Consider the following 13,686-nt stretch of genomic DNA (forward strand, 5'->3'; position numbering starts at 1 on the left):
ATTGCATGCACATGCATCTAATGTCTAGGCATTAAATGCGTTTGCATTGAATGCGCGTGCATGCTATGGTCACCGGCATGGCCGCTACGAAGGTCAGCGTTGGGACTGGTGAGACCAACGCCGATGCCAGTGCTGATGTCAGGGAGTGGCGCGAGCTCCTGGCTCGCCACGCCGACCTGACCTGCGCCCTCGACCGGGCGCTGCAGGTAGGTCATTCGCTGGGCATGAGTGAGTATGAAGTGCTCGAGCGGCTCGCCGAGTTCCCCGAGCACTCCGCGAAGGTGGCGACGATCGCCAAGTCCGTGCACCTGAGCCAGAGCGCCCTGTCCCGCGTGATCGGCCGCCTCGAGGTCGCCGGTCTGGTCGAGCGCCACATGTGCCCGGAGGATCGCCGCGCGATCAACGTCCGCCTGACGGACGAGGGTCTGCAGCTTCAGGGCGAAGCGCAGCCGACCCAGCGCCAGGTGCTGGCCGAGCGTCTGCACGCGCCTCTGGTGAAGACCTGCGAGCCTCTACCCTCAACGGGTGACTGAGACCTTCGACGACGCCCGCGAGGTCATCGCGGACCTGCATCGCATCGTGACGCCATCGGGTGTCCAGGAGAGCTACGAACTGACGGCCGGCGGCGTCGACCACTGCGTCTACGCCCGCGGCCAGGACCGCTCCAACCCCGTCATCTTCTTCATCCACGGTGGTCCGGCCTCGCCGCTCGCCCCGGCGGCCTGGCAGTTCCAGCGGCCGCTCGAGGAGTACTTCACCGTCGTCACCTACGACCAGCGCGCCGCCGGCCGCACCCTGCGCACGGTCGACCCCGAAACCATCGCGGACACCCTCACGGTCGCGCAGTACACCGACGACGCGATCGAGCTCGCCGAGCAGATCAAGGAGCGGTACGGCGTCGAGAAGCTGATCCTCCTCGGTCACAGCTGGGGCAGCATCATCGCGATGCAGGCCGCGCTCACCCGGCCCGACCTCTTCCACGCGTACGTCGGCATCGGGCAGATCGTCGACGCCCGCGCCAACGAGTCGCTGTGCTTCGAGTACGCGATGCAGCAGGCTCGCGAGCACAACCACACCGAGGCGCTCGAGCAGCTCGCCTCGATCGCGCCGTACCCGGGTGACGAGCCGGTGACCCGCGAGCGGATCATCATCGCGCGGCAATGGGCGCAGTACCGCGGCGGTCTGTCGGCGTACCGCGAGGATTCGCTGTACTTCTTCCAGGCGCCGCTGCTGTCGCCGGAGTACACGGTCGCGGAGAGCGAGACCATTGGCGAAGGCAACGAGTTCACCCTGGGCCGGGTGCTGGACGAGATGCTCGAGGTCGACTACTCCGGGGTGACCGAGTTCCCGATCCCGGTGCTGATGTTCTTCGGCAGGCACGACTACACGACGCCGACGAAACCCGTCGAGGCCTGGCTCGACGCGGTCGAAGCGCCTTATAAACAAGCGATCTGGTTCGAGCACTCGGCGCATCTCGCGCCGTGGGAAGAACCGGGCAAGTTCTTGGTCAGCCTGGTGAGTTACGTCCGTCAGTTGAGCGTGTAGCTGTAGCCGTTGGCAACGAGTCCGGCGAGTACGCGCTCACGGTGCTCCTCGCCACGGAGCTCGAGCTGCAACGCGACCTCGACCTCTTCCAGGCTCAGGGTCTCCGAGATCCGCTCGTGCACGATCTCGATGATGTTCGCGTTCAGCGCGGCGAGCTGAGTCAGCAACGTGGCCAGTCCGCCGGGCGTGTCCGGGATCCGCACCCGCAGCGAGAGGTACCGGGCGGCCGCCGCCATTCCCTGGCGGATCACTCGCATCAGCAGCAGCGGGTCGATGTTGCCGCCGGACAGCACCACGACGACCGGCGGCTTGAAGTGTCTCGGCTCGTCGAGTACGGCGGCAACCGCAGCCGCACCGGCAGGTTCGACCACCAGCTTGGCCCGTTCGAGCACGAGCAGCAGGGCCTTGGACAACGAATCCTCGCCGACCGTCCGCACCTCACCGACATACTCCTGCACCGCCTCGAACGGCACCTTCCCCGGCAGGCCGACCGCGATCCCGTCCGCCATCGTCGACATCCGCTCCAGCTGCACCGGCTCCCCCGCCGCGAGCGACGCCGGGTACGCCGCCGCTCCGGCCGCCTGGACGCCGACGACCTCGATCGGCATCCCGTCGCGCTGCATCGCGGACGCGATCCCGGCCAGCAGTCCGCCGCCACCGGTCGGTACGACGACGGTCCGCACCTGAGGGCACTGCTCGACGATCTCGAGTCCGGCGGTCGCCTGACCGGCCACGATGTCGGGATGGTCGAACGGATGGATCAGCACCGCACCCGTCTCGGCCGCGAAGGCGCGGGCCGCGATCAGGCAGTCGTCGATCGACGTACCGACGAAGCGAATCTCGGCGCCGTACGCCCGGGTCGCCTTCTCCTTCGGGATCGGCGCGCCGTGCGGCATGAAGACAGTGGCCTTGATGCCGAGCAGTTGGGCCGCGAGCGCGACGCCCTGCGCGTGGTTGCCGGCGCTGGCCGCGACGACGCCCCGGCTGCGTTCGGACTTGGACAACCGGGCCATCCGCACGTACGCGCCGCGTAGCTTGAACGACCCGGTCCGCTGCAGGTTCTCGCACTTCAGGAACACGTCGCCGCCGACCAACTCGCTCAGCCAGCGCGAGTACTCCAGCGGCGTCGGAGCCACCACGTCGTGCAGCAGACCGGCAGCCCGCGCAACATCCCTGGCATCGATCACAAAATCACTTTACGTTTCGCGAGAGGCACATACGCTGCGGTACATGAGAGTCGTGGTCGTCGGCGTGTCAGAGACCTCCCAAGAGATCGATATCCCGGACGGGACCTGGTTCGCCAACGTCGAGGCGACAGTCCGCGCGCTGCGGGACCAGGGCGTCGACACCGCCGTACTGACTTGCCTCTCCGAGGAGCCGCTCACCTATCAGGTGCGGCCCTCTGACGGCGTCACCAGCTCGGACCTGGCGCCATGGACAAAGCCGGAGTGGTACGACGAGGCACTCCCGTGGATCGCTCAGCACGTCGAAGCCACTGGACCGTGGACACAGGTCCGCTCCTGGGGTCTGTCGAACGTCCTTCGCATCCCGACCGCCTCGGGCGATGTGTACTTCAAGGCAATCGCCCACTCCACGACGATCAAGCCGACCCGCCCGGACCCGCTGCCACTCCTGTTCGCGCACGAGCCCTTGTTCCTCCAGAAGGCCTCCGAGGACCACCCCGGCGCGGTCCCCGCACCACTAGCCATCGAGTCGCAGCGAGCTTGGATGCTGCTGCCCGACCTCGGCACTCCGCTGGCCGCCGAGACCGACATCGAGGTGTGGATCGAGGCCGTCCGCCGCCACGCGCGGCTGCAGCGCAGCTATGTGAATCGCCCCGAACGCCTTCTGGAAATCTCCTGCGCCGACCGCGGCCTCGCCGTACTGGACGCCGAACTCGACCGCCTCCTCGGGCCCACCCAGGCAACCGACCGCCTCGAACCGCACGAACGGGCCCAGCTGCCCACCCGCGCCAAACAGTTGCGCGAGGCAATCACTGAGCTGTCGTCGATCGGCCTCCCCGAAACCCTGCTCCACGGCGACCTGCACCCAGGAAACGTGGCAGTCCGGGACGGGCAGGTGCTGGCCTTCGACTGGACGGACGCATCCTTGTCCCACCCCTTCCTCGACCTGGTCACGTTCATCGAGGAGGAGCGCTCACCACTGTCGGCGGACCCGCGGGTACTGGACGCGTACCTGGGCGAGTGGGAGGAGTACGCGTCCCCCACAGACTTACGCCACGCCTTCGACCTCGCCACGCAACTGGGCGCCCTCCACCAAACCATGACCTACGCCCACCTCCTCGATCACGTCACCGGCCCCAGCAAGGACTCGATGCTCCGAGGCGGCGTCTGGTGGCTACGCCAACTCCTCAAGACCTGACTCACCCCGACCACCGCGAGGAGGGCTTCCCCCAGTCAGCGGTGGAGGATCGCCAACTGGTTGCGCATGCCGCGGCGTACAGGTGGGTCCAGATGGCGGTCCCAATCTGGTCGGCGTTCGCCTCGGAGTAGGGCGTAGTACGCGAGGGCCTTGGAGAGCGCGGCCTCGCGGAGGTAACCGCGGGCGACCGGCTGTTTGCCTCGGCCGTTCGGGCGGGGACGTCGCTCGTACGCCGCGTTCGCCGTGAAGATGCCGAGCCCGTAGAAGACCGTGATCAGGTCGGTGAGCGGCTCGTGATCGGGGCGGCGGGTGAGCGAGATCCGGTCGCCGCCGAGCAGCAACTCGTGCCCGACCTCGTGCGCGTAGATCGCGATCAGCGCGACCGGGTCGGCCGCCAGCGTCGGCGAGAGTTCGATCTGGTTCTGACCGGCGCCGCGGCTCCAGCGCCCGTGCTGCTCCTTCACCACCACAGTGGTGCCACGGTTCGACGAGCGGCGGACGCCGTCGAGCTCGAAGCTGAGTCCGCACTGGCCGGGCCGGAGGTCCATCCGGCCGTCGACCCGCCCGCAGAGTTCCGTCGCGGCTTCCCGGCTTCCGTCGTACCCGTCCGGGATGACGTCGGTCGGCAGCGCGATCGGGCGGAGCAGGATGTCCCGGCCGAACTCGGCCACCAGCCAGTCCATCGACGAACGGATCCAACGGCGACTGCCACCAGGCAACCGTTCGCGCGGCGCCTTCAGCTGGGACCGCACCTGCTGACTTCGTCGCATCATGCCGATCGGATTCCTCACCCGCGGGATCATGCCTGCCCGGCAGCACCGCAAACCTTCCGGGGTCGTGGCGGGTCGACTCAGGCGAGCGGCGCACCCTCCTGGATCGACGCGATCTCGGCGTCCTTCACCATCGTCGCGAGCCGGGCGAACGTACGGATCCGGACCGTCCGATCGAGCTCGGTCGGCATCATCGGGAACATCGAGGCCGGCCACAACTCGTGCCGCCGGAAGCAGTACGCCGCCAATGCGTCCGACGCCCCGCGCTCCCCCAGGTAGCCGAGCGTCTGCAGTGTCGAACGTCGACCCGGCACCCGCTCGACGGCCTGGTTCGCCAGGAAGATCCCGAACCCGTGGAACACCGCGAACAGGTCGGTCACCGCCTCGGCATCCGGCCGTTGCCGGTCGATCAGGTGATACCCCCAGAGCACCTCGTGCCCGAGTTCGTGTGCCGTCGCGGCGACCACCGCAGCCGGGTCGGTGAGCGCATCGGCCGACAGCACCACCGCAGTACCGTCGTAGCCGCCGGTCCGCAGATCCAGCCAGCAGGCGCGCGATCCGCTGCCGGGCAACGCCGACCAGACGGCCTCGGCACTAGCGCACAGTTCGGCCCGCCGGTCCGGGTCTGTTTCCTGGACGATCGCCGTACTGCGTTTCAGCTCGGCCTGGAGTTCGCGCTCGGCGAGTACGCCGATCTCGGGCGCATATCCCGCAGCCGCCAGGGCATCGACTTCGGCCATGGTCATCGTTGCCCGCAGCCCCGAGACCGCGACGATGTCCGGGCGCTGCTCGGCGTTGAGCCGGTGGACGGCGGCGCTCCGGGCGGCGGCGCGGACCTCGTTCATCCGGAACGTGAACCGGATCCGGTCGTCGGGCACCTCCATCCAGGCACAGACCTTCAGGCAGAGGTCACGGGCCGCCTGCTCCGAGCCGTCGTACCCCCTGGGCACGAAGTTGCTCGGCAGCACCGGCGGCCGGCGGAGCGGCTCGATCCCGAACCGCTCGGTCAGCCAGTCGAGCGAGTCCTCGATCCATTGTTCGGGTCCCCCAGGCAGCATGACCTTCGGCCCGTACAGCAGCTCCCGGTCCAGTTGCCGGCGCCGCCACGCACCGATCAGATTCATACCGAAGTGACGCGGCCGCGTGGGTCGCCGTTCCACCGGCAATGTTGCGGCTGGATCACCAACCCGACACAGTCGGCGGACCACCGATCAACTCGTCCAGCCGGGCATGGAAGCAGGCCCGTGGTTCGGGATCGAGGGCCTGATGCCAGGCGGGGACGAGCGGCCCGTCCCGGACCAGCTGATGCTGCCGGAAGCGATACAGAGCAAGAGCCTCGGCGACGGCGTGCTCACCGAGGTAGCCCGAGGTGTGGACCCATTCGTCGTCGAGCGTCGTCTCGTCGACGGCGGCGTTGACGAGGGCGATGCCGAACCCGTGGAGCAGCGCACACAGATCGGTCAGCGGCTCCTCGAGCGGACCGGCGGCCCACGGCAGCTCCGCCCGGGACAGAAGTTCGTGGCCCAACTCGTGGGAGACCACGGCCAGCAGCTTCGTCGGGTCGGCGATGACATCGGACCGGAGCAGCACTGCGGATTGCCCGGCGATCGGCTCGATGCCAGGACACTCAGCTGCCAGGTCGACCCAACGACCTGCGGCCGATCCCTGGCGTCCGTCGTCGGACTCGTTGGCGGCGCGAGCGCGTTCGGCTCGGCGCTCCGGATCGGATCCGGACGCGATCAGCAGGCAACGCACTACCTCGGCGCCGAACTCGCCGGCCCCCAACCGCTGCACCAACGGCACCATGTTCGTGCCCGGGCTCGTCAGCTCAGACTCGATGAGCCGGTCGACCTGCTCGAACGACGCCGTACCGAGCCGGTCCGAGTGGGTCCGCACGGCGGCGAGATCAGCCGGCGACGATCCCCGCGAGAACGGGTGGTCCGGATCGACGTAGACGTCGAGCATCGCCGACCCGAGCAGCTCGGCCGCCTCGGTCACGGTCTCCAACTGGAAGCTGAAGTGAATCCGCTCGGACGAGACACCCATCCGTTCGGACACGGCCGAGCAGACCTCACGAGCAGCCGCCTCCGAGCCGTCGTACCCGGCCGGGACGAACTCATCCGGTACGACAGCGGGCCGGCGCAGCGTCTCGATCCCGAAATGCTCGATCAGCCGCCCGAACGAGCCCTCGACCCAGGACCACGGCCCACCAGGCAACTCGACCTTCGGCCCCCTCACCGTCATGGTCACTGTCCAGCAGCGGTGGACAGGTCGGCTTCGGGCGTCCGGATCTGCTCCCGGAAGGTCGGCTCGTCGGTGTTCGTCATAACGGGTCGGACGGCTCGGGAATGCGTGGCGTTCCGGTCACTTCAGCAGGAGTTTGCCGAGGCGCCGGGAAGCGACGTACATGCCCAGGGTGCCGAGGGCGGCCAGGTAGAGGGCGTGGACGACGAGGAACCAGCCGACGGTGCCGGTGGTGAAGGCGCGTTCGAGGACGACGCCCTGGTAGAGCGGGGTGATCTCGACCAGCCAGCGGATCACGCCGGGGTAGGTCTCGACCGGGTAGAAGGTGGCGGAGAACAGGAACATCGGCATGATCGCCAGCTGCACGAACTCGAAGTCCTGCCAGCTGCGCATGAACGTGGTCAGCGCCATCCCCGCGCCCGCGAACGCGAACCCGATCAGCACCGAGGCCGGCAGCGCGAGCAGCGCCCACCACGACGAGACCAGGCCCATGATCAGCATCACCAGGACGAACATGGCCGAATAGATCGCCCCGCGCAGCAGCGCCCAGGTGATCTCGCCGGTCGCCACGTCCCACGGCCGCAGCGGCGTCGCGAGCATCGAGTCGTAGAGCTTGGCGTACTTCATCCGGAAGAAGATGTTGTACGTCGAGTCGAAGATCGCACCGTTCATCGCCGAGCTGGCCAGCATCGCGGGCGCGACGAACGCGGCGTACGCGATCTTGGTCCCGTCCGACAGCGTGAAGTCACCGACCAGGTGGGCCACGCCGATGCCGATCGACAGCAGGTAGAACACCGGCTCGAAGAACCCGGACAGGAACACGACCCACGACCGCCGGTAGAGCAGGAAGTTCCGCTCGACGATGTGCCGACCGCCCCCGAGCCGGACCGGGACGGGGACTACGCGTGCAGCGATGGTTGCCATCAGCCGACCAGTTTCTTGGTGAAGCCGCGGACGGCGAGCCAGGTGCCGGCGATGAACCAGGCCAGCAGATAGACGACGTTGACGAGCGCCAGCCACGGGTTCACCGTGCCGAGGCTCAGGTTGCGGCACAGGTCGACCGCGTGCCACAGCGGGCTGACGTAGGCCAGCCACTCGATCCAGTTGGGCAGTTGTGAGACCGGGAAGAACGCTCCGGAGAACAGGAACGCAGGGACCACGCCGAAGCGGAAGACCATCGCGAAGCCCGCGTCGTTCTCCAGGGTCGTCGCGTACGCCGCGATCGGGCCGGCGACCGCCATCCCGACGAGCAGCGCGACCGGCAGCCCGAGCACCGCGAGCGGCGACTTCAGCCCGCCGAACAACGCGATGATCACCAGGAACACCGCACACGAGCTCAACACCCGGAACGCGATGAACGCGAGCTGCCCGTAGACCACGTCCGCCGGCCGCAGCGGTGTCGCGATCATCGAGTGGTAGAACTTCTGCCACTTCAGCCCGGACAACACCGGATACGTCGACTCGCCGACCGCGATCTGCACCGCGGTCGAGGCCAGCAGCCCCGGCGCGATGAACTGCAGATAGCTGACGCCACCGAGCGCGCCGGTCCCGTTGCTGTCCACGAACGAGCCGAGTCCGATCCCCATCGCGGCCAGGTAGAGCATCGGCAGCAGGAAGCTGCTGATCATCGTGCCCTTCCAGGTCCGCTTGTAGACGGTCAGCCAGTAGTCGAACATCCGGCGACCGTTCTCAACGGCAAGTACCATCAGTCCACCAACGTCCGGCCGGTCAGGCGAAGGAACACGTCCTCCAGAGTGGAGCGCCGCACCAGAACGGCCGCTGGTTCCAGACCGCGCTCGTGCACCGCGGCGACCGCGCGCTCGCCGTCGTCGGTGTAGAGCAGCAGGCGGTCCGGCAGCACTTCGATGCGCTGGGCAAGATCCTCGACCTTGCCGGCCAGGGCGTCGTGATCGGCGAGCATCACGTCCGGCCCGAACCGCAGCTCGGTCACCTCGCGGGTCGAGTAGTCCCGGATCAGCTCGGCCGGCGAACCCTCGGCCGCGATCAGACCGCCGTCCATCACCACGAGCCGGTCGCAGAGCTGCTCGGCCTCGTCCATGTAGTGGGTGGTGATGATCAGCGTCACGCCGGCCTGTTTGAGCCGGAACAGCTTGTCCCACAACAGGTGCCGGGCCTGCGGGTCGAGGCCGGTGGTCGGCTCGTCGAGGAGCAGCAGGTCGGGCTTGCTGACCAGCGACCGGGCGATCGTCAGCCGGCGCTTCATCCCGCCGGACAGCTCGTCGACCTTGACCTTCGCCTTCTCGGTCAGCGCGACGAACTCGAGCAGCTCGTCCGCACGCTCGCGGCACTCGGCCCGGCTGAGACCGAAGTACCGCCCGTAGATCGTCAGGTTCTCCCGGACGGTCAGCTCGGTGTCCAGGGTGTCGTCCTGCGGGCAGACGCCCAGGCGGGCCCGGATCGCCGGGCCGTCGGTGGCCGGGTCGAGACCGAGGATCCGCAGGGTGCCGCCGCTGGTCGGGGAGACCGCGCCGATCATCCGCATGGTCGATGACTTGCCCGCGCCGTTCGGCCCGAGGAAGCCGAACGCCTCGCCTCGCCACACGTCCAGGTCGATCCCGCGGACCGCTTCGAAGTCGCCGTACGACTTCCGCAGGTCGCGGACATGGACCAAGGACTCCCGCTGCTCACTCACCTGCCCGACACTAGACGGACCTCCCGACACTTTTCTTGTCGATTTGAGCGGCTCCATCCAGCGACGCTAGAACCTCGACAACGCTGGAGGTCAACCGCGGCCGACATACGGCATGCCGGCGGCCATCACGGTCAGGGTCGGTACGGCGACCGTCGTCGGCAGTTGCGCGATCCGGACCACGAAGTCCGCGACGATCTTCGGGTCGAACGTCGGCTCGACCGCGATCGAACCGTCCGGCTGGAGCACGCCCTGCTCCATCCGCGCGGTCATCGCGGTCGCGGCGTTCCCGATGTCGATCTGGCAGGCGGTGATGCCGTGCGCCCGGCCTTCCAGCTCCAGTCCCTTGGTCAGGCCGGTGATGGCGTGCTTGCTGGCGGTGTACGCGATCCCCTGCGGCCGCGGTACGTGCGCCGAGATCGACCCGTTGTTGATGATCCGCCCGCCCTTCGGCTCCTGCCGCAGCATCAGGTCGAACGCCGCCTGCGCACACAGGAACGAACCGGTCAGGTTGGTGTCGACCACCCGCCGCCAGTCCTCCTCCCGCACGTCCTGCACCCCGGCCGCCGGCGACCCGGTCCCCGCGTTGTTCACCAACACGTCAACCCGCTGGAGCCCCCCGAAGAACTCCCGCACCGCAACCCCATCAGCCACATCCAGTACTGCGGCATCCACCCGACCTCCGCCGAGCTCGACCGTCTCCCGCAGCTTCTCTTCCGTGCGCCCCGTCACCCATACGTCGTACCCGGCTGCCGCAAGAGCCAGCGCCATCTCGCGCCCGAGTCCGGACCCACCACCGGTCACCACCGCTACCTGTGCCATCCCGGCACCTTCCTGTCGTCATCGAACCGTTGCGGGCAACGTACGCCGCCAGTAAGAGCCGACAGCGACCGCCGTAGCCGTCATCACCAGCAGCTCCAACCAGACAGCATGCCCGAGCGGCGGGACCAGCTCCTCGGTCAGATTCCACGCCGCGTGCACGAGGATGGCCGCCGGCACGCCGCCCCGGAGGCGTTCGGTGACGAACAGCATCAGGTAGGTCAGTGGGAACAACCCCAGGAAGAACGTCAGCCCCTGCTCGGTGAACAGCCCGTCGTCGTGCTGTCCCGTGCCCGGCAGGAAGTACAGCGGCACATGCCACAGCCCCCACGCCGCTCCGAGGACAAGGCTGGTCCCCAGCGGCCCGTAGTACTGCCGTAGCCGCGGCTGCACGTATCCGCGCCATCCGAACTCCTCCGAGACCGGCCCGGCCAGGAACGTGTACGCCGCCGCGCCGAGCACCCCGCCGGCTCCCGCGACGACGGACGACGCGTGACCCGACAGCTCGGGCAAGCGGCCGGACAGCACGCAGGCTGCGAACGGAGCGACGGCGCCGAGGCCGACCGCAGCCACTGGCCACCGCCAGGACCAGTGGACCCTCCTCCGCCGCTCCCGATGCCGGAGCCACATCACCAGTGCGGCCAACGACGGACCGGACGCCGCAAGAGCGAACACGAGCGACCCTGCGCCCTCGTCCACGTTCGCCCCGCTCAGCCCGAGGACCGCCCACGGCACCCAGGTCAGGACAAGGCAGATGACTCCGAACTCCAGCAACCGGCGCTTGATCACCACCTCAGCCTTGTCGCCGGTGCAGGGCCGAGCCAGGGTGCTGGACCGACCACCGAAGGTAGTGCCAGCCCCACTTTGAGCACTCCGCGTCACAAAACACCCCGATCGACCGTCGAAAGAGCGAAGGGGATTCAGCTTCGCTGCGGACAGTGACCATTCGGCGACCGAGAGCAAATAAGTGGCGGCTCACTTGAAGAACTTGGAAACTCATTTGCGTGTATCACGCAAGCATGTATATGCTTGCAGCATGCAAGTAAACGACGCGTACACACCGCAGACCCCCATCGAGGGCGTCATGCACGCGTTCACCCGGATCGGACGCCGACTCAAGGCCAAGCAGCCCGGCGACACGATCGACCACAGCGCGCACGTCGTGATGTTCGCGTTGCGGTGCAACGGCGCACTGCGACTGTCCGACCTGGCCGCGCGGCTGGAGCTGGACGCCTCGACCACGAGCCGGCACGTCCGGTCGCTGGAGCAGCTGGGCCTGGTCCGCCGCTCCCCCGACCCCGACGACGGTCGCGCCTTCCGGGTCGAGCTGACCGATCAGGGCGTCGAGCAGTGGGAAGCCAGTGCCCGGCACCGGATGGAGCTGCTGAGCGCCGCGATGGAGGGCTGGTCCGAAGAGGACGTGCAGACCTTCGAGCGGCTGATGACCCGCTTCGCGGACGGCGTCGCCGCCCATACCGAAGTACCGACCAGCGCCGCCTGGGCCGAGAAGGGGTGGGCCGCAGTGGCTCCACGACCAGCCCGGGCCGAGCGCAGTACCGACAAAGACTCCGCGACCGACGGCGATCCCGTCAGCCGCGAGAACACCGACAAGAACCTGGAGAGCACCAGATGAGCACCACAGAGCCCGCCACCGCCGGCGGAGCCTCAAATACTTCGGACGGCGGCCCCAACTACCTGTCCCACAAGCAGATCCTGGTCATCCTCGGCGGACTGATGGCCGGCATGTTCCTGGCTGCCCTGGACCAGAGCATCGTCGGTACGGCGCTGCCCCGGATCGTCAGCGAGTTCAACAGCCTCGACAAGCTGTCCTGGGTGGTCACGGCGTACCTGCTGACCTCGACCGCCTCGACCCCGCTGTGGGGCAAGATCTCCGACCTCTACGGGCGCCGCCCGCTGTTCATCGCGGCGATCGTCACCTTCCTCGGCGGCTCGGTGCTGTCCGCGCTGTCGCAGAACATCGAGCAGCTGATCGGCTTCCGCGCCGTCCAGGGTCTGGGCGCCGGCGGTCTGATGTCACTGGCGTTCGCCACCATCGGCGACGTGATCCCGCCGCGCGAGCGCGGTAAGTACATGGGGTACTTCGGTGCCGTCTTCGGTCTGTCCTCGGTGGCCGGCCCGCTGCTCGGCGGTCTGCTCACCGACGGTCCGGGCTGGCGCTGGATCTTCTGGATCAACGTGCCGATCGGCCTCGTTGCCCTGGGCATCGTTGCCGCCGTGCTCAAGCTGCCGCACGTGAAGCGTTCGCACAAGATCGACTACCTCGGCGCCTCCACGGTCGCCGCGGCCGTCACCTCCCTGCTGCTGGCCGTCTCCTGGAGCGGCCCGTCCAACGGCTGGGGCAACGGGACCACGCTGGCGCTGCTGATCGGCGCCGTCGTACTCGCCGTCGCGTTCGTCGTCATCGAGCTGCGGGTGGCCGAGCCGATCATCCCGATGGACCTCTTCAAGGGCCGGATCTTCTCCGGGTACGCCGGGTACGCGTTCCTGCTCGGGTTCGCGATGTTCGGTGCGCTGATCTTCCTGCCGCTGTACCTGCAGGCGGTCAAGGACCTGTCGCCGACCCGCTCCGGCCTGGCGTTGCTGCCGATGATCGTCGGTATCTTCTCCGCGTCGATCCCGAGCGGCCAGATGATGAGCAAGAGCGGGCGGTACAAGCACTTCCCGATCATCTCCGCGGTCCTGGTCGGCGGCGCGATGGTGCTGCTGTCCACGCTGAGCCTGACCACGCCGTACTGGCAGCTGGCGATCTACATGTTCGTGATGGGCGCCGGTCTGGGTCTGTCGATGCAGATCACCGTCACCGCCGCGCAGAACAGCGTTCCCCGGCAGCACATGGGCAGCGCGACCTCGACGATGACGTTCTTCCGCTCGATGGGTGGCGCGATCGGTACTGCGGTCTACGGCGCCGTACTGACCAGCCGGCTGAAGGACCACCTGGGCGACATCATCCCGAACGCCACGCAGTCGATGGTGGACGGGCTGGCCAAGGCGGCCAACAGCGTCCAGGCGCTGCACTCGCTGAAGGAGCCTCTGAAGGGCTTCGCGCTGCACGGGCTGGTCGACGCGATGGACGACGTGTTCCTGGTCTCCCTGCCGTTCCTGGCGATCGCGCTGATCCTGGCGATCATCACGCCGGAGCAGCGGCTGGCCGGCCGCAACGACAGCCCGAAGACCGAGGGCGAGGGCGAGGAGTCGCTCGAGTCCTCCGCCGCCGCGGCGATGCACTGAGGTTTATCGCACTGAGACCAAACTCCC

Annotated in this window: 14 protein-coding genes; 5 read left to right on the forward strand and 9 right to left on the reverse strand. The window is 68.1% G+C overall.

Annotation, left to right across the window (positions count from 1 at the left end; translation table 11 throughout):
* The first annotated feature begins 77 nt into the window (after nucleotides 1–77).
* Nucleotides 78–533 (forward strand): MarR family winged helix-turn-helix transcriptional regulator, encoded by a 456-nt coding sequence (locus OHA18_RS06155; RefSeq protein WP_329002739.1) that lies wholly within the window; start codon nucleotides 78–80, stop codon nucleotides 531–533.
* Entirely contained in the window at nucleotides 526–1,545 is a 1,020-nt protein-coding gene (locus tag OHA18_RS06160; protein ID WP_329002740.1) for an alpha/beta fold hydrolase, read from the forward strand. The genes OHA18_RS06155 and OHA18_RS06160 overlap by 8 nt, the downstream gene beginning before the upstream one ends.
* Here OHA18_RS06160 and ilvA read toward each other — a convergent pair.
* Nucleotides 1,530–2,732, reverse strand: a complete 1,203-nt coding sequence (ilvA, locus tag OHA18_RS06165; protein ID WP_329002742.1) for a threonine ammonia-lyase — start codon at nucleotides 2,730–2,732, stop codon at nucleotides 1,530–1,532. The two genes, OHA18_RS06160 and ilvA, sit on opposite strands and share 16 nt — an antisense overlap.
* 43 nt (nucleotides 2,733–2,775) lie before the next feature.
* Here ilvA and OHA18_RS06170 point away from each other — a divergent pair, with 43 nt between their 5' ends.
* Complete coding sequence (locus tag OHA18_RS06170; protein WP_329002744.1) at nucleotides 2,776–3,927, forward strand: aminoglycoside phosphotransferase family protein; 1,152 nt, start codon at nucleotides 2,776–2,778, stop codon at nucleotides 3,925–3,927.
* A gap of 35 nt (nucleotides 3,928–3,962) precedes the next feature.
* Here the strand turns inward: OHA18_RS06170 and OHA18_RS06175 are convergent, their stop codons facing one another.
* The 8 genes from OHA18_RS06175 to OHA18_RS06210 all read right to left on the reverse strand — a co-directional run bounded on the left by OHA18_RS06175 (nucleotide 3,963) and on the right by OHA18_RS06210 (nucleotide 11,199).
* Nucleotides 3,963–4,718 (reverse strand): hypothetical protein, encoded by a 756-nt coding sequence (locus tag OHA18_RS06175; protein WP_329002745.1) that lies wholly within the window; start codon nucleotides 4,716–4,718, stop codon nucleotides 3,963–3,965.
* A gap of 59 nt (nucleotides 4,719–4,777) precedes the next feature.
* Nucleotides 4,778–5,821, reverse strand: coding sequence for a hypothetical protein (locus OHA18_RS06180; protein WP_329002746.1), 1,044 nt, complete (start codon nucleotides 5,819–5,821; stop codon nucleotides 4,778–4,780).
* Nucleotides 5,822–5,876: 55 nt separating this feature from the next.
* Nucleotides 5,877–6,941, reverse strand: coding sequence for a hypothetical protein (locus OHA18_RS06185; protein WP_329002747.1), 1,065 nt, complete (start codon nucleotides 6,939–6,941; stop codon nucleotides 5,877–5,879).
* Nucleotides 6,942–7,061: 120 nt separating this feature from the next.
* Nucleotides 7,062–7,865 carry an ABC transporter permease gene (locus tag OHA18_RS06190; RefSeq protein ID WP_329002748.1) on the reverse strand — a complete coding sequence of 268 codons (804 nt, stop codon included), beginning with the start codon at nucleotides 7,863–7,865 and terminating at the stop codon, nucleotides 7,062–7,064.
* On the reverse strand, nucleotides 7,865–8,647 hold the full coding sequence (locus OHA18_RS06195) for an ABC transporter permease (RefSeq protein ID WP_329002749.1): 783 nt from the start codon (nucleotides 8,645–8,647) through the stop codon (nucleotides 7,865–7,867). The genes OHA18_RS06190 and OHA18_RS06195 overlap by 1 nt, the downstream gene beginning before the upstream one ends.
* A complete protein-coding gene (locus tag OHA18_RS06200) occupies nucleotides 8,647–9,594 on the reverse strand; it encodes an ABC transporter ATP-binding protein (RefSeq protein ID WP_329002750.1) in 948 nt (315 codons plus the stop codon). Before OHA18_RS06200 ends, OHA18_RS06195 begins: the two co-directional genes overlap by 1 nt.
* Nucleotides 9,595–9,684: 90 nt before the next feature.
* Nucleotides 9,685–10,413 (reverse strand): SDR family oxidoreductase, encoded by a 729-nt coding sequence (locus tag OHA18_RS06205; protein ID WP_329002751.1) that lies wholly within the window; start codon nucleotides 10,411–10,413, stop codon nucleotides 9,685–9,687.
* A gap of 18 nt (nucleotides 10,414–10,431) precedes the next feature.
* A complete protein-coding gene (locus OHA18_RS06210; protein WP_329002753.1) occupies nucleotides 10,432–11,199 on the reverse strand; it encodes a type II CAAX endopeptidase family protein in 768 nt (255 codons plus the stop codon).
* Nucleotides 11,200–11,446: 247 nt separating this feature from the next.
* On the opposite strand from OHA18_RS06210, the gene OHA18_RS06215 reads away from it, so the two are divergent.
* Together OHA18_RS06215 and OHA18_RS06220 are read left to right on the forward strand one after the other, a co-directional pair.
* The gene (locus tag OHA18_RS06215; protein ID WP_329002754.1) at nucleotides 11,447–12,043 is read left to right on the forward strand and encodes a MarR family winged helix-turn-helix transcriptional regulator; all 597 of its coding nucleotides are present in this window, start codon (nucleotides 11,447–11,449) and stop codon (nucleotides 12,041–12,043) included.
* A complete protein-coding gene (locus OHA18_RS06220; RefSeq protein WP_329002755.1) occupies nucleotides 12,040–13,659 on the forward strand; it encodes an MDR family MFS transporter in 1,620 nt (539 codons plus the stop codon). Before OHA18_RS06215 ends, OHA18_RS06220 begins: the two co-directional genes overlap by 4 nt.
* Nucleotides 13,660–13,686 lie beyond the last annotated feature (27 nt).

The organism is Kribbella sp. NBC_00709, assembly GCF_036226565.1.
Taxonomy (GTDB): Bacteria; Actinomycetota; Actinomycetes; order Propionibacteriales; family Kribbellaceae; genus Kribbella.